The sequence below is a fragment of the Pseudomonas sp. SWI36 genome, assembly GCF_002948105.1.
Lineage (GTDB): Bacteria > Pseudomonadota > Gammaproteobacteria > Pseudomonadales > Pseudomonadaceae > Aquipseudomonas > Aquipseudomonas alloputida.
In genome coordinates this window covers 2,550,167-2,564,757 of record NZ_CP026675.1, presented here as the reverse complement: position 1 = coordinate 2,564,757, position 14,591 = coordinate 2,550,167, and the positions used below count along the sequence as shown (strand labels likewise).

Genomic DNA, 14,591 nt, shown 5'->3' with positions numbered 1-14,591 from the left:
TTGACTAATGGAGCTTCCAGAGATGAACGACATGGCCCACCTGGTCCCCGCCGCATTGCCCGACAGCATTTTCCGCGCATATGACATCCGCGGCGTGGTCGGCAAGACCCTTCACGCCGAAACCGCCTACTGGATCGGCCGCGCCATCGGCGCGCAAAGCCTGGCCCAGGGCGAACCGCAGGTTTCGGTAGGGCGCGATGGCCGCCTGTCGGGCCCGATGCTGGTGGAACAGCTGATCAAAGGCCTGGTCGATGCGGACTGCCACGTCAGCGACGTCGGCCTGGTGCCTACCCCGGCGCTGTACTACGCAGCCAACGTGCTGGCCGGCAAGTCCGGTGTGATGCTGACCGGCAGCCACAACCCGTCGGACTACAACGGTTTCAAGATCGTCATCGCCGGTGACACCCTGGCCAACGAACAGATCCAGGCCCTGCTGGCCCGCCTGAAAACCAACGACCTGACCCTGGCCCAAGGCCGCGTGGAAAAGGTCGAGATCCTCGACCGCTACTTCAAGCAGATTGTCGGCGACGTGAAGCTGGCAAAAAAGCTCAAGGTGGTGGTGGACTGCGGCAACGGCGCCGCTGGCGTGGTTGCACCGCAACTGATCGAAGCCCTGGGCTGCGAAGTGATCCCGCTGTTCTGCGAGGTCGACGGCAACTTCCCCAACCACCACCCGGACCCGGGCAAGCCGGAAAACCTCGAGGACCTGATCGCCAAGGTCAAGGAAACCGGTGCCGATATCGGTCTGGCCTTCGACGGTGACGGCGACCGCGTCGGCGTGGTGACCAACACCGGCAGCATCGTCTACCCCGACCGCCTGCTGATGCTGTTTGCCCAGGACGTGCTGTCGCGCAACCCGGGCGCCGAGATCATCTTCGACGTCAAATGCACCCGCCGCCTGACCCCGTTGATCGAACAGCACGGTGGCCGCGCCTTGATGTGGAAAACCGGCCATTCGCTGATCAAGAAGAAGATGAAGCAGACCGGTTCGCTGCTGGCAGGCGAGATGAGCGGTCACATCTTCATCAAGGAACGCTGGTACGGTTTTGACGACGGCATCTATAGCGCCGCGCGCCTGCTGGAGATCCTCAGCAAGACCGAGCAGAGCGCCGAAAACCTGTTTGCCGCCTTCCCGAACGACATTTCCACGCCGGAAATCAATATTGATGTGACCGACGAGGGTAAATTCAGCATCATTGATGCACTGCAACGCGACGCCGACTGGGGCGAAGCCAACCTGACCACCATCGACGGTGTGCGGGTCGACTACGCCAACGGCTGGGGCCTGGTTCGCGCCTCCAACACCACCCCGGTGCTGGTGCTGCGTTTCGAGGCCGACAGCGACGCCGAATTGCAACGTATCAAGGATGTTTTCCGCACCCAGTTGCTGCGGGTAGAGCCTGAGCTGCAACTGCCGTTCTGACCGACTATCTGTTCCTTACAGGAGCCCTGCATGACCCTCGATCGCGATGCCGCTTCCCATGTAGCCGAGGTTTTGTCCGAAGCACTGCCTTACATTCGCCGCTTTGTCGGCAAGACCCTGGTGATCAAGTACGGCGGCAACGCGATGGAGAGCGAGGAGCTCAAGACGGGCTTCGCCCGTGACATCGTGCTGATGAAGGCTGTGGGCATCAACCCGGTGGTAGTCCACGGCGGTGGCCCGCAGATCGGTGACCTGCTCAAGCGCCTGTCGATCGAAAGCCACTTCATCGACGGCATGCGCGTCACCGATTCGGCGACCATGGACGTTGTGGAGATGGTGCTGGGCGGCCAGGTCAACAAGGACATCGTCAACCTGATCAACCGCCACGGCGGCAGCGCCATCGGCCTGACCGGCAAGGACGCGGAGCTGATTCGCGCCCGCAAGCTGACTGTCAGCCGCCAGACGCCTGAGATGACCACTCCGGAAATCATCGACATCGGCCACGTGGGCGAAGTGGTGAGCGTGAACACCGACCTGTTGAACATGCTGGTGAAGGGCGACTTCATCCCTGTCATCGCGCCAATCGGCGTGGGTGCCAACGGCGAGTCGTACAACATCAACGCCGACCTGGTGGCGGGCAAGGTGGCCGAAGCGCTGAAGGCCGAGAAGCTGATGCTGCTGACCAACATCGCCGGCCTGATGGACAAACAGGGTCAGGTGCTGACTGGCCTGACCACCGAGCAGGTCAACGAACTGATCGCTGACGGCACCATTTATGGCGGCATGCTGCCGAAGATCAAGTGCGCGCTGGATGCGGTGCAGGGCGGCGTGAACAGCTCGCACATCATCGATGGCCGCGTGCCGAATGCAGTGCTGCTGGAGATCTTCACCGACAGCGGCGTGGGCACCCTGATTACCAACCGCAAGCCGCGCTGATTGATCGGTTAGCCTGCACTGGCCTCTTCGCGGGTAAACCCGCTCCTACAAAGGAAATCCCCATGTAGGAGCGGGTTTACCCGCGAAAGGGCCAGATCAGGCGGCACAAAAAAAGGCGACCCTCTGAAGAAGGTCGCCTTTTTCATTCCTGGGCCAGGATCAGATCCCGTACTGCGCCCGGTAGGCCTCGACAGCCGGCAGATGCTGTTTCAGCTGTGGATCGTCAGCCAGGAACTCCAGCACCTGGGTCAGCGAAACAATGCTGACCACCGGGATACCGAAGTCGCGTTCCACTTCCTGGATCGCCGACAGTTCGCCATTGCCGCGCTCTTCACGGTTCAGCGCGATCAGTACACCAGCGGCCTTGGCCTGCTGGGCGTTGATGATCTGCATGACCTCACGAATGGCGGTACCGGCAGTAATCACGTCGTCGATGATCAGCACGTCACCGGCCAGCGGCGCGCCGACCAGGCTGCCACCTTCGCCATGGTCCTTGGCTTCCTTGCGGTTGAAGCACCATGGCACGTCCAGCTGATGCTGGTCGGCAAGGGCCACGGCGGTAGTCGCCGCCAAAGGGATACCCTTGTAGGCCGGGCCGAACAGCACATCGAACGGGATCTTGCTGTCGACGATGGCGGCGGCGTAGCAACGCCCCAGCTCAGCCAGTGCGGAGCCGGTGTTGAACAAGCCGGCATTGAAGAAATACGGGCTGGTACGCCCCGATTTCAGGGTGAATTCACCGAAACGCAGTACCCCGCGATCGATGGCAAAACGGATAAAGTCGCGCTGATACGGCTGCATGAATAGTCCCGGACACCACGGATTTAGCTAAATGGGTTGAGCTCGGGTATCATACACGCACGAGATTTTTGGGGCCATTTATGCGGATCATCAGTGTGAACGTAAATGGCATTCAGGCTGCGGCCGAGCGTGGTTTGCTCAGCTGGCTGCAAGCCCAGAATGCCGACGTCATCTGCCTTCAGGATACCCGCGCCTCGGCCTTTGAACTCGACGACCCAGCTTTCCAGCTCGATGGCTATTTCCTTTATGCCTGCGACGCGGAGGTGCCTGCCCAAGGTGGTGTGGCCCTTTACTCGCGCATGCAGCCCAAGGCAGTCATCACCGGCCTGGGCTTCGAGACAGCCGACCGCTACGGGCGTTACCTGCAAGCAGATTTCGACAAAGTCAGTATTGCCAGCCTGCTGCTGCCTTCGGGCATGAACGGCGACGAAGACTTGAACCAGAAGTTCAAGTTGATGGACGACTTCGCCAAGTACCTGGACAAGCAGCGTCGCAAGCGTCGCGAATACATCTATTGCGGCTCGTTCTACGTGGCGCAGCAGAAGCTCGACATCAAGAATTGGCGTGACAGCCAGCAGTCGCCGGGCTTCCTGGCGCCAGAACGCGCCTGGATGGATGCGATCACTGGCGAGATGGGGTATGTCGATGCCTTGCGCGAAGTCAGCCGTGAAGGCGACCAGTACAGCTGGTGGCCGGACAACGAGCAGGCCGAGATGCTCAACCTGGGGTATCGGTTCGACTACCAGATCCTGACCCCGGGCCTGCGCCGCTTCGTGCGCAACGCTCGCCTGCCGCGTCAGCCACGCTTCTCCCAGCATGCGCCGCTGATCGTCGACTATGACTGGACGCTGACCATCTAAAAGGCCATTGGGGCTGCGTTGCAGCCCCAATGGTTATTTGATCGGCCGCCAGATCATCGGGTAGCGATAAGGCTTGCCCTCATTCGCCCGCACCGCCGCAATGATGATCAATATCATCACTGCCACCGTGAGCATGGCAAACAGCACCAGCCCGATAAACACGAACATCAGCAGGAAGCAGATGAACCCGGCAATGGTCACGCTGATCTGAAAGTTCAGCGCCTCTTTGCCCTGGGCGTCGATAAAAGGGTCTTGCTCGCGCTTGAGGTGCCATAGCACCAGCGGGCCCAGCAGGTGCCCAAGCGGCACTACCAGGCCCAACAGCGCGGAGAGGTGGCAGAACATCGCCCATTGCCGGATTTCGGCATTGGGCGGGGTGATCGACAGGTTCGAATCGCTCATGCCCCGCACCTCCTTGGCTGGTTTCAGTCAGCCAGTGCTGCCTGCTGCAGTTCGAAAATCTCGTTCATGCCCTTCTGCGCCAAAGCGAGCATGGCGTTGAAATCTTCCGGCTGGAACGGTGCGCCTTCGGCAGTACCCTGCACTTCGATGAAACCACCAGCGCTGGTCATGACCACATTCAGGTCGGTTTCGGCTGCGGAGTCTTCCAGGTAGTCCAGGTCGAGCACCGCTTCGCCCTGGTACATGCCTACCGACACGGCAGCGATCATGTGCTTGAGCGGGTTGCCGCCCTTGAGGCCGCCGCGCTTCTTGATCACTGCCAAAGCGTCGCACAAGGCAACCATGGCGCCGGTGATGGACGCGGTACGGGTACCGCCATCGGCCTGGATCACGTCGCAATCGACGTACAGGGTGATGTCACCGAGCTTGCTCATGTCCAGCGCGGCGCGCAGCGAACGGCCGATCAGGCGCTGGATTTCCAGGGTGCGGCCACCCTGCTTGCCACGGCTGGCTTCGCGCTGGTTACGTTCGCCGGTGGAGCGCGGCAGCATGCCATACTCGGCGGTCAGCCAGCCTTGGCCCTGGCCTTTGAGGAAGCGCGGTACACCGTTTTCAACGCTGACCGTGCAGATGACTTTGGTGTCACCGAACTCGACCAGTACCGACCCTTCGGCGTGCTTGGTGTAGTTGCGGGTGATGCGGATCGAGCGGAGCTGATCGGCAACGCGACCACTTGGACGTTTCATCTGGGATACCTGTACTGGGACTTTGAATCTGCCGAGCATTATAGAGCCCGCAGCCCGGGGAAGACATGCCTATTGTCGCGCCCGGCACAGCCCGTCGCCTTTTCCTACCGCAGTAGCCACCCGTCAGTAACATAGGCGGATTGGGCGCCACGGCGACACTGCGCTACAATCCTGCGCCTTGCAGCCGAGAGGCTCCCACCGTTCATTCATTACGCGAGGTACTCCCCATGGTGCACAGCATGACCGCTTTTGCTCGTGTCGAGCGCGCCGGCAGCCAAGGCACCCTGGTCTGGGAGCTGCGTTCGGTCAACCACCGTTACCTGGAGCCGCACCTACGCCTGCCCGAGGCCCTGCGCGACCTCGAAGGCGGTGTACGTGAAGGCCTGCGCCAGGGCCTGTCACGCGGCAAGGTGGAATGCACCTTGCGCCTCAACGAAGACAGCAATGGCAAACCGCTGAAAGTGGACCATGAGCGCGCCGCGCATCTGGTTGCCGCCGCCGAGGAAGTGGCTGGCCTGATCAAGCAGCCGGCCCCCCTGAACCCGCTGGAAGTGCTGTCATGGCCAGGCGTGCTGGTGGCCGACACCAGCGACCCCCAGGCACTGAACGCCGAAGCCATGGCGCTGTTCGACGAAGCGCTGGCCGAACTCAAGGCCGGGCGCCAGCGCGAAGGCCAGGAACTGGCCCGGCTGATCAACGAACGCCTGGACAACATGGCCAGCGAAGTCACTACCCTGCGCGCCCTGGTGCCGCAGATGCTGGCGGCGCAGCGGCAGAAGATTCTCGACCGCTTCGGCGACATGCAAGCCGAGCTGGACCCACAGCGCCTGGAGCAGGAGATGGTACTGCTGGCCCAGAAAAGCGACGTGGCAGAGGAACTCGACCGCCTCAGCACCCACGTCACCGAAGTGCGCCGCGTGCTCAAGGGTGGCGGCGCCGCAGGCCGGCGCCTGGACTTCCTGATGCAGGAACTCAACCGCGAGGCCAACACCCTCGGCTCCAAGGCCTTCGACCCACGCAGCACGCAAGCGGCGGTCAACCTGAAGGTATTGATCGAACAGATGCGTGAACAAGTACAGAACATCGAGTAAGGCCACCCCGACCATGAACCACAGCAGCGGCACCCTCTACATCGTTTCGGCCCCTTCGGGTGCCGGCAAGACCAGCCTGGTCACCGCCCTGACCAAAGACGACCAGCAGATCCGCGTCTCGGTCTCGCACACCACTCGCGCCATGCGCCCGGGCGAGCAGCACGGGGTGAACTATCACTTCGTCGTCCACGAGGAATTCAAGGCGCTGATCGCGCAAGGTGACTTTCTGGAGCATGCCGAAGTGTTCGGCAACTTCTACGGCACTTCACGCAGCGCGCTGCAGCAGACCCTGGACCAGGGCTACGACCTGATTCTGGAAATCGACTGGCAAGGTGCACAGCAAGTGCGCAAGCTGATGCCACAGGCGCTGTCGGTGTTCATCCTGCCTCCAAGCCAGGAGGCGCTTCGCCACCGCCTGGACGGACGCGGGCAGGACAGCGAAGAGATCATTGCCGGGCGCATGAAGGAAGCGGTCAGCGAGATGGTGCACTACGACGAGTATGACTACGTCATCATCAATGATGATTTCGACACGGCGCTGGCAGACTTGAAAGCAGTGTTCCGCTCGAATCGGCTGCTGCTGAAGAAGCAGCAGCAGCGTCATGCGGCATTGCTCAAGCAAATGATCGGCTGAAGATCGATGGGGCTGCATTGCAGCCCTTCGCGGGCACGCCCGCTCCCACGGATTGATCACTGCCTTGAGGCTTGTGCCGCACCTGTGGGAGCGGGCGTGCCCGCGAAGGGCCGCAGAGCGGCCCCAATGGTTTAGTCCTGCAGCGGCAAGGTAGCCTGCTGACGCAGGGTAGCCCCGAGGAAGTACGCCGGCGCACGCATGCGCGACAGCATCATCAGGCCGATGCCAAGCACCGAGATGATCGCGGCAATCACGAACACCAGCCCCAACCCGCCCACATGCGAGCCGCTGCCAAAGTCCGGCGAAGCACTGTCGATGGCGGTGCGCACGAAGATCACCGACAAGATAACACCCCCCACCAGCGGGCACAGGCCGCGCATGATGAAGTGGCGCAGGCTGTCGAACAGGCTGCCGCGGAAATACCAGACGCAGGCAAACGCGGTCAGCGAATAGTAGAAGCAGATCATCATGCCCAACGCCGTGATGGTATCTGCCAGCACGTTCTCGCTCAGCGTACGCATGGTCACGTAGAACAGGCCTGCGGCCAGGCCGGCGCAGATGGTGGCATAGCGCGGCGTTTGCGAGCGCGGGCAGACGCTGGCGAACTTCTGCGGTACCGCACCGTAATAACCCATGGCCAACAGGGTGCGCGCCGGCGCCACGAAGGTGGACTGCAGCGACGCCGCCGTACTGGCCAGCACGGCGATGGACATCAGGATCGCCAGCGGCCCCATGACCGGGCCGGCCAGGTGGGCAAAGACGTTCTCCTGGATGCGCGGGTTGTTCAGGCCCAGACCCGTTTCGCTGATACCGGCAAACTGCAGGGTGGCGATCGCGGTGAACAGGTACAGGCCGAGAATCAACATCACGGTCCAGGTAGCGGCCTTGCCCGGCACCTCCTCGCTGCCCACCGACTCTTCACTGACGGTCAGACAAGTGTCCCAGCCCCAGAAGATGAAGATCGACAATGACAGGCCAGCGGCAAAGGCCGAGAACGACTCGACACCGAATGGGTTGAACCAGGCGAAATCGAACGCCAGCGGTGGCGGCGCGGTGGTGCCGCCGAAAGCGGCGAACGCAAAGCCGATCAACACCAACAGCTGCAGGGCCACCAAGCCGTACTGCACGGTCATTGTGGTGGCGATACCCCGACAGCAGATCCACACTGCCAGGCCAATGAACACGCAACAGGTAACGATGTTGATCAACAGATTGTCGGCCAACGCTGCCAGCTCATGCTTGCCGGTGATCTGGCCAAGGAACAGGTAGAAGAAATCCACCGCCACACCTGCCAGGTTCGACAGCACGATCGTGGTGGCAACCACCAGTCCCCAGCCGCCGATCCAGCCGATCATCGGGCCGAATGCACGCGCCGACCAGGTAAACGAAGTACCGCTGTCAGGCTCCGCCGAGTTCAGCTCGCGATAGCCCAGGGCCACCAGCAGCATCGGCAAGAAGCCCACGATGAACACGGCCGGCAGGTGGGCGCCCACCTCACGCACGGTAGGGCCAAGGGCGCCGGTCAGGGTATAGACCGGGGCGATGGTGGAAATGCCCAGCACCACGCTGGCCAGCAGCCCCAAGCGACCCTTGGCCAGGCCTTTGCTGCGCTGAGTGTTGCCCGCGTCGGCCGCCACATCGGGTGGGCGGCCGGCTTCTGTGTAATTGCTCATGAGTATTTGCCGTAAATTTTGGAATTGTTTTAACAAGCCTTGGGTACAAGGCTCGCTTTCACTCATTGAAAGCTTGCTATCGGGGACGAGTCATCCGAGACCTTCGGCTGACGTCAGAATCATTCCTGCCGTAAGCCCTCCCGTGCTGCGTAGGCATTGCAGGCCTCGCGAAACGCCTGAAACAGACGCAGCGAAACCGGGTTTTCGTTGAAGCGCCACTCCGGGTGCCACTGCACCCCAAGCACAAAGCCCGGCGCCGCAGGCATGGACACCGCCTCGATCAGGCCATCCGGGGCCCGTGCCTCGACGCGCAGGCCCGGGGCCAGACGGTCGATGCCCTGGCTGTGCAGCGAATTGACCTCGAACTGCGCCGCCAGGCCCAGGCGCTCGAACAACCCGCCAGGCTCGATACTGACCGAGTGGCGAGGGCTGTATTGCACCTCCAGGGGGGCATCCTCAGGTTCGCGGTGGTCAAGGTAGCCAGGCAGCTCCTGCACACGCTGGTGCAGGCTGCCGCCAAGGGCCACGTTCAGCTCCTGGTAGCCTCGGCAGATGCAGAATACGGGCACACCGACGGCAATGGCTGCCTGCAGCAGCGGCAGGGTCAGGCGATCACGCGCCAGATCATGCCGGGTACCCGCCACACTGGGGGCGCCATTGTAATGATGCGGCTCGATATTTGAAGGCGAGCCGGTAAAAACAATGCCGTGCAGGCGAGCCAGCAGCGCTTGCGTGTCGCTGCCGCCATCACGGGCCGGCAAGATCAGTGGCAAGCCGGCAAAGCCGGCCGCCTCGACATACTTGTCGCCGACCGTGTGCGAGGAGTTCTTCCCTACCTGCTGACGGCAGGCGCTGACACCGATCAAAGGGACCGCATTTGCGCTCATGGGCTTACACCGTGTGCAGGTACCAGTTGTACTCGAGATCGGAAATCGACACTTCGAACTCGGCCAGTTCGCTTTCCTTGCAGGCCACGAAGATATCGATGTAGTCCGGGCTGATGTATTGGTTGAGGACTTCGCTGTCATCCAGCGCGCGCAGGGCATCGCGCAGGTTGTTCGGCAGGCTTTGCTCCAGCTGCTCGTAGGAGTTGCCTTCGATCGGCGCCTCGGGCTCGACCTTGTTGGTCAGGCCATGGTGAACGCCGGCAAGGATCGCCGCGAGCATCAGGTACGGGTTGGCATCGGCGCCGGCTACACGGTGCTCAAGGCGCACGTTTTCGCTGCTGTCGGTGGGCACGCGTACGGCCACGGTGCGGTTGTCCAGGCCCCAGCTCGGCGCATTGGGCACGTAGAACTGCGCACCGAAGCGGCGGTAGGAGTTGATGTTGGGGCACAGGAAGGCCATCGACGCCGGCATGGTTTCCAACACGCCACCGATGGCGTGGCGCAGCGTATCGCTTTGCAGCGGATCGTCACTGGCGAAGATGTTCTTGCCGGTTTTCTTGTCCAGCAATGAAATGTGCACATGCAGGCCGTTGCCTGCCTGGCCCGGGTAGGGCTTGGCCATGAAGGTGGTGTCCATTTCATGGTCGTAGGCGATGTTCTTGATCAGGCGCTTGAGCAGGATCGCGTAATCGCAGGCCTTCAGCGGATCCGCCACGTGGTGCAAGTTGACCTCGAACTGCGCCGGGGCGCTTTCCTTGACGATGGCGTCGGCGGGCAGGCCCTGTTCCTTGGCAGCTTCGAGCATGTCCTGCAAGCAGTCAGCGTACTCGTCGAGGTCGTCGATCAGGTACACCTGGGTCGACTGCGGGCGCTTGCCGGAGATCGGCGAGCGCGGCGGCTGCGGGCGGCCGTTGAGGTTGTCCTGGTCGATCAGGTAGAACTCCAGTTCGAACGCGGCGCAAATATCCAGGCCCAGGTCGTCGAACTTGCTCACCACCTGGCGCAGCACTTCACGCGGGTCGGCGAAGAACGGCTGGCCATCCAGCTCGTGCATGGTCATCAGCAGCTGGGCGGTGGGGCGCTTTTGCCACGGCTCGTCCGACAGCGTGCCGGGGATCGGGAAGCAGATGCGGTCGGCGTCGCCGATGTCCAGGCCAAGGCCGGTGCTTTCGACAGTGGAACCGTTGATATCAAGGGCGAACAGCGATGCGGGCAGGTTGATGCCCTTCTCGTACACCTTGTGCAGGCTGGCCCGCTCGATGCGCTTGCCACGTACCACGCCATTCATGTCGGAGATCAGCAGGTCTACGTACTGCGTGTCCGGATGGGCCTGGAGGAAGTCATTCATCTCGCTGGAAGAACTGGCGCACGGGGTTACCGACGTCATGGTGTACATCCTTTGATGTGCTGCGGCGATGTGGGGATACGGCTGGCGCCTCACGGGCGACGATGGTTGCAGCTGTTGTTGTTTTCACTTTCCCATCGTGGGGACTGGTTACCCGACCGGGCGCATTGATTCCGGGGGGCCGTTTCACTATAAAATGGCCCAGACGCAACAGACATTGGCAATTTGGCAAGCAGAGCGTGCATCAATGCAATATCAGATAACCCACGCAGACCTCTCTCTGGTCCTGGCACTGGAACGTGGCCGCTCGCTGGCCAAAGCCGCCGAACTGCTCAAAGTCGACGTTTCGACCGTGTTCCGCTCGATCCGCCGATTGGAGTCGGCGCTGGGCACCGCCTTGTTCGTCAAGAGCCGAAAGGGCTATCTGCCGACTGACACCGCCCAGGCCTTGGCCGAGCAGGCCGAACGTGCCGAGCAGGCGCTGGAAGCAGCGCGCATTGCCATGACCAGTGGCGAGCAAGTGGTCAGCGGCACGGTGCGCCTGACCTGCACAGAGGCGGTGATGCACAGCCTGTTGCTGCCCGCACTGGCCGAGTTCATGTCCAACTACCCGGCCTTGTCGCTGGAGATGGGCACCTCCAACACCTTCGCCAACCTCAGCCGGCGCGACGCCGACATCGCCCTGCGCCTGACCAATACGCCACCGGAGCACCTGGTGGGCCGCAACCTGGGTTCGACCTCCTATGTGGTCTGCGGCCAGCCACAGTGGCGCGAGCGCCTGAGCGAGTCCCCCGCCAGCGTGCCGTGGATCGCACCAGACGACTCGATGCAGGACCACCCTACGGTGGTCTGGCGCAACCAGCAACACCCGGGCCTGAGCCCGCGCTACCAGTGCAGCAGCATGTCGACCATCGCCCAGTTGGTAATGGCCGGCCTGGGCGTGGCAGCACTGCCGGACTACATGGTGCATGCGCTGCCCGGGGTGGATGCACTCAGCGGCCCCCTGCCCGGCTGCGACACTCAGTTGTGGTTGCTGACCCGGCCGGATTGCCGGGCGTTGCGCTCGGTGCAAACCTTGTTCGAAGAGCTGACCCCGCGGTTGCGTGACGCGATGCTCTGAGGTTATCGTCAGGCTCATGCACTGAGGGTGTCTGTTCCGGCCCTTTCGCGGGTAAACCCGCCGCTACAAGCTACGCGGCCCCTGTAGGAGCGGGTTCACCCGCGAAGAAGGCAGCGCAGGGTTTGCAGCTACCGCCCGGCAAAACAGCGCTTCCCTATTGGCTGGTGAATTTTTATACTATCGAGTCCGCCTGCCCATTAATGGGCTGCACGCCCACCGCAATTGCTACTGAGGAAGACCATGGCCCGCGTAACTGTTGAAGACTGCCTGGAACACGTGGATAACCGCTTTGAGCTGGTCATGCTCTCGACCAAGCGCGCTCGCCAGCTGGCGACCGGCGGCAAAGAGCCACGCGTTGCGTGGGAAAACGACAAGCCAACCGTTGTTGCCCTGCGTGAAATTGCCGAAGGCATCGTCACCAACGAGTTCATCGCCGCTGAAGAGATCGTCACCGAGGATCCGGTGTTCGCCGCATTCGAGGACGAGAACAACGAGGCTGTCTGATTGATGCCAGGTCGACGTCGTACGGCGCAAGGCCCTCTTCCTCGGCAGGAGGTGAACCCATGCCGGGTATAGAAGCCTTGGCCGAACGGCTTTCGACCTATCTTGGCCCCGAACAGGTCAACCTGGTCCGGCGCGCCTATTTCTACGCCGAACAGGCCCACGATGGGCAACGCCGCCGCAGTGGCGAGCCCTACGTGACCCACCCGCTGGCCGTGGCCAGCATCCTCGCCGACATGCACATGGACCATCAGAGCCTGATGGCGGCCATGCTGCACGATGTGATCGAAGACACCGGCATCGCCAAGGAAGCCCTCAGCCAGCAGTTTGGCGAGACCGTGGCCGAACTGGTCGATGGGGTCAGCAAGCTGACCCAGATGAATTTCGAGACCAAGGCCGAGGCGCAGGCGGAAAACTTCCAGAAGATGGCCATGGCCATGGCCCGCGATATCCGCGTGATCCTGGTCAAGCTGGCCGACCGCCTGCACAACATGCGCACCCTGGAAGTGCTGTCTGGCGAAAAACGCCGGCGCATCGCCAAGGAAACCCTCGAGATCTACGCCCCCATCGCCAACCGCCTGGGGATGCACACCGTGCGCGTAGAGTTCGAAGACCTTGGCTTCAAGGCCATGCACCCGATGCGCTCGTCGCTGATTCATCGAGCAGTGAAGAGCGCGCGCGGCAACCGCAAAGAGATCGTCGCCAAGATCGAGCACTCGCTGGCCAACTGCCTGGCCGCCGACGGCATCGAGGGCGAGGTCAGCGGTCGACAGAAACACCTCTATGGCATCTACAAGAAGATGCGCGGCAAGCGCCGTGCCTTCAACGAGATCATGGACGTGTATGCCTTCCGCATCATCGTCGACAAGGTTGACACCTGTTACCGCGTGCTCGGCGCCGTACACAACCTGTACAAGCCGCTGCCCGGACGCTTCAAGGATTACATCGCGATCCCCAAGGCCAACGGCTACCAGTCGTTGCACACCACTCTGTTCGGCATGCACGGCGTGCCCATCGAAATCCAGATCCGCACACGCGAAATGGAAGAGATGGCCAACAACGGCATCGCCGCGCACTGGCTATACAAGTCAAACGACGACGAGCAGCCCAAGGGCAGCCACGCGCGCGCCCGCCAGTGGGTCAAGGGTATCCTTGAACTGCAGCAACGTGCCGGCAACTCCCTGGAATTCATCGAGAGCGTGAAGATCGACCTGTTCCCGGACGAGGTCTACGTGTTCACGCCCAAAGGCCGGATCATGGAGTTGCCCAAAGGCTCCACGGCCGTCGACTTCGCCTACGCGGTGCACACCGACGTCGGCAACAGTTGCATCGCGTGCCGCATCAACCGCCGCCTGGCGCCGCTGTCCGAACCGCTACAAAGCGGCTCGACAGTGGAAATCGTCAGCGCCCCGGGCGCTCGGCCAAACCCGGCCTGGCTCAACTTTGTGGTCTCGGGCAAGGCGCGCACGAATATCCGCCACGCGCTCAAGCAACAGCGCCGCTCGGAGTCCATCAGCCTGGGCGAACGCTTGCTGAACAAGGTACTCACTGGCTTCGACAGCAGCCTGGAGAAAATCCCCCAGGAACGCATCCAGTCTATTCTCGCCGAGTACCGCCTGGAGCTGATAGAAGACCTGCTCGAAGACATCGGCCTGGGCAACCGCATGGCCTACGTGGTCGCGCGCCGCCTGCTGTCGGCCGAAGGCGAACAGCTGCCGGCGCCAGAAGGCCCGCTGGCGATCCGCGGCACCGAAGGCCTGGTGCTCAGCTACGCCAAGTGCTGCACGCCGATCCCGGGCGACCCGATTGTCGGCCACCTGTCAGCAGGCAAGGGCATGGTCGTGCACCTGGAGAACTGCCGCAACATCAGTGAAATCCGCCACAACCCCGAAAAGTGCGTGCAACTCTCCTGGGCCAAGGACATCACTGGCGAGTTCAATGTCGAACTGCGTGTCGAACTGGAACACCAGCGCGGGCTGATCGCCCTGCTGGCCAGCAGCGTCAACGCCGCCGACGGCAACATTGAGAAGATCAGCATGGACGAACGCGACGGCCGTATCAGCGTGGTCCAACTGGTGGTCAGCGTGCACGACCGCGTGCACCTGGCGCGTGTGATCAAGAAGCTGCGTACCCTGACCGGTGTGGTCCGCATCACCCGCATGCGTACGTAGT

Annotated in this window: 13 protein-coding genes and 1 pseudogene; 8 read left to right on the top strand and 6 right to left on the bottom strand. The window is 62.3% G+C overall.

Annotated features, from left to right (window positions below; genetic code table 11):
- Positions 1-55: 55 nt before the first annotated feature.
- Positions 56-1,423 (top strand): annotated as a pseudogene (locus tag C4Q27_RS12355) (phosphomannomutase/phosphoglucomutase); the annotation flags it as partial.
- Between the two features lie 30 nt (positions 1,424-1,453).
- A complete protein-coding gene (argB, locus tag C4Q27_RS12350; RefSeq protein ID WP_004575216.1) occupies positions 1,454-2,359 on the top strand; it encodes an acetylglutamate kinase in 906 nt (301 codons plus the stop codon).
- 159 nt (positions 2,360-2,518) lie between these two features.
- On the opposite strand, the gene pyrE is transcribed toward argB, so the two are convergent.
- Complete coding sequence (gene pyrE / locus C4Q27_RS12345) at positions 2,519-3,160, bottom strand: orotate phosphoribosyltransferase (protein WP_003253405.1); 642 nt, start codon at positions 3,158-3,160, stop codon at positions 2,519-2,521.
- An 80-nt stretch (positions 3,161-3,240) separates the two neighbouring features.
- On the opposite strand from pyrE, the gene C4Q27_RS12340 reads away from it, so the two are divergent.
- Positions 3,241-4,020 carry an exodeoxyribonuclease III gene (locus C4Q27_RS12340; protein WP_003253401.1) on the top strand — a complete coding sequence of 260 codons (780 nt, stop codon included), beginning with the start codon at positions 3,241-3,243 and terminating at the stop codon, positions 4,018-4,020.
- A 33-nt stretch (positions 4,021-4,053) separates the two neighbouring features.
- On the opposite strand, the gene C4Q27_RS12335 is transcribed toward C4Q27_RS12340, so the two are convergent.
- A complete protein-coding gene (locus C4Q27_RS12335; protein WP_003253399.1) occupies positions 4,054-4,422 on the bottom strand; it encodes a DUF4870 domain-containing protein in 369 nt (122 codons plus the stop codon).
- Positions 4,423-4,445: 23 nt separating this feature from the next.
- Entirely contained in the window at positions 4,446-5,168 is a 723-nt protein-coding gene (rph, locus tag C4Q27_RS12330) for a ribonuclease PH (RefSeq protein ID WP_003253397.1), read from the bottom strand.
- A gap of 227 nt (positions 5,169-5,395) precedes the next feature.
- Between rph and C4Q27_RS12325 the strand changes: the two genes are divergently transcribed.
- Positions 5,396-6,259 (top strand): YicC/YloC family endoribonuclease, encoded by an 864-nt coding sequence (locus C4Q27_RS12325; protein ID WP_064493084.1) that lies wholly within the window; start codon positions 5,396-5,398, stop codon positions 6,257-6,259.
- Between the two features lie 13 nt (positions 6,260-6,272).
- Positions 6,273-6,893, top strand: a complete 621-nt coding sequence (gmk, locus tag C4Q27_RS12320; protein WP_010955795.1) for a guanylate kinase — start codon at positions 6,273-6,275, stop codon at positions 6,891-6,893.
- A 131-nt stretch (positions 6,894-7,024) separates the two neighbouring features.
- Here the strand turns inward: gmk and C4Q27_RS12315 are convergent, their stop codons facing one another.
- The 3 genes from C4Q27_RS12315 to C4Q27_RS12305 form a co-directional block, all read right to left on the bottom strand.
- Positions 7,025-8,566 carry an APC family permease gene (locus C4Q27_RS12315; RefSeq protein ID WP_014592854.1) on the bottom strand — a complete coding sequence of 514 codons (1,542 nt, stop codon included), beginning with the start codon at positions 8,564-8,566 and terminating at the stop codon, positions 7,025-7,027.
- Positions 8,567-8,685: 119 nt separating this feature from the next.
- A complete protein-coding gene (locus C4Q27_RS12310) occupies positions 8,686-9,453 on the bottom strand; it encodes a gamma-glutamyl-gamma-aminobutyrate hydrolase family protein (RefSeq protein ID WP_020192234.1) in 768 nt (255 codons plus the stop codon).
- Between the two features lie 4 nt (positions 9,454-9,457).
- Positions 9,458-10,840 (bottom strand): glutamine synthetase family protein, encoded by a 1,383-nt coding sequence (locus tag C4Q27_RS12305; protein WP_064493085.1) that lies wholly within the window; start codon positions 10,838-10,840, stop codon positions 9,458-9,460.
- A gap of 205 nt (positions 10,841-11,045) precedes the next feature.
- On the opposite strand from C4Q27_RS12305, the gene C4Q27_RS12300 reads away from it, so the two are divergent.
- From C4Q27_RS12300 to spoT, 3 genes are all read left to right on the top strand, one after another.
- Positions 11,046-11,918 (top strand): LysR family transcriptional regulator, encoded by an 873-nt coding sequence (locus C4Q27_RS12300; protein ID WP_003253385.1) that lies wholly within the window; start codon positions 11,046-11,048, stop codon positions 11,916-11,918.
- Positions 11,919-12,158: 240 nt separating this feature from the next.
- On the top strand, positions 12,159-12,422 hold the full coding sequence (gene rpoZ, locus C4Q27_RS12295; RefSeq protein ID WP_003253383.1) for a DNA-directed RNA polymerase subunit omega: 264 nt from the start codon (positions 12,159-12,161) through the stop codon (positions 12,420-12,422).
- Positions 12,423-12,481: 59 nt separating this feature from the next.
- The gene (gene spoT / locus C4Q27_RS12290; RefSeq protein ID WP_010955800.1) at positions 12,482-14,590 is read left to right on the top strand and encodes a bifunctional GTP diphosphokinase/guanosine-3',5'-bis pyrophosphate 3'-pyrophosphohydrolase; all 2,109 of its coding nucleotides are present in this window, start codon (positions 12,482-12,484) and stop codon (positions 14,588-14,590) included.
- The last annotated feature ends 1 nt before the right edge of the window (position 14,591 follow it).

Excerpts from the sequence above, each read along its gene's own strand:
- gmk (WP_010955795.1), top strand. The coding sequence starts at position 6,273 with ATGAACCACAGCAGCGGCACCCTCTACATCGTTTCGGCCCCTTCGGGT.
- C4Q27_RS12300 (WP_003253385.1), top strand. The coding sequence starts at position 11,046 with ATGCAATATCAGATAACCCACGCAGACCTCTCTCTGGTCCTGGCACTG.
- C4Q27_RS12305 (WP_064493085.1), bottom strand. The coding sequence starts at position 10,840 with ATGACGTCGGTAACCCCGTGCGCCAGTTCTTCCAGCGAGATGAATGAC.
- argB (WP_004575216.1), top strand. The coding sequence starts at position 1,454 with ATGACCCTCGATCGCGATGCCGCTTCCCATGTAGCCGAGGTTTTGTCC.
- C4Q27_RS12310 (WP_020192234.1), bottom strand. The coding sequence starts at position 9,453 with ATGAGCGCAAATGCGGTCCCTTTGATCGGTGTCAGCGCCTGCCGTCAG.
- C4Q27_RS12335 (WP_003253399.1), bottom strand. The coding sequence starts at position 4,422 with ATGAGCGATTCGAACCTGTCGATCACCCCGCCCAATGCCGAAATCCGG.
- pyrE (WP_003253405.1), bottom strand. The coding sequence starts at position 3,160 with ATGCAGCCGTATCAGCGCGACTTTATCCGTTTTGCCATCGATCGCGGG.
- rph (WP_003253397.1), bottom strand. The coding sequence starts at position 5,168 with ATGAAACGTCCAAGTGGTCGCGTTGCCGATCAGCTCCGCTCGATCCGC.
- C4Q27_RS12325 (WP_064493084.1), top strand. The coding sequence starts at position 5,396 with ATGGTGCACAGCATGACCGCTTTTGCTCGTGTCGAGCGCGCCGGCAGC.
- C4Q27_RS12340 (WP_003253401.1), top strand. The coding sequence starts at position 3,241 with ATGCGGATCATCAGTGTGAACGTAAATGGCATTCAGGCTGCGGCCGAG.
- rpoZ (WP_003253383.1), top strand. The coding sequence starts at position 12,159 with ATGGCCCGCGTAACTGTTGAAGACTGCCTGGAACACGTGGATAACCGC.
- C4Q27_RS12315 (WP_014592854.1), bottom strand. The coding sequence starts at position 8,566 with ATGAGCAATTACACAGAAGCCGGCCGCCCACCCGATGTGGCGGCCGAC.
- spoT (WP_010955800.1), top strand. The coding sequence starts at position 12,482 with ATGCCGGGTATAGAAGCCTTGGCCGAACGGCTTTCGACCTATCTTGGC.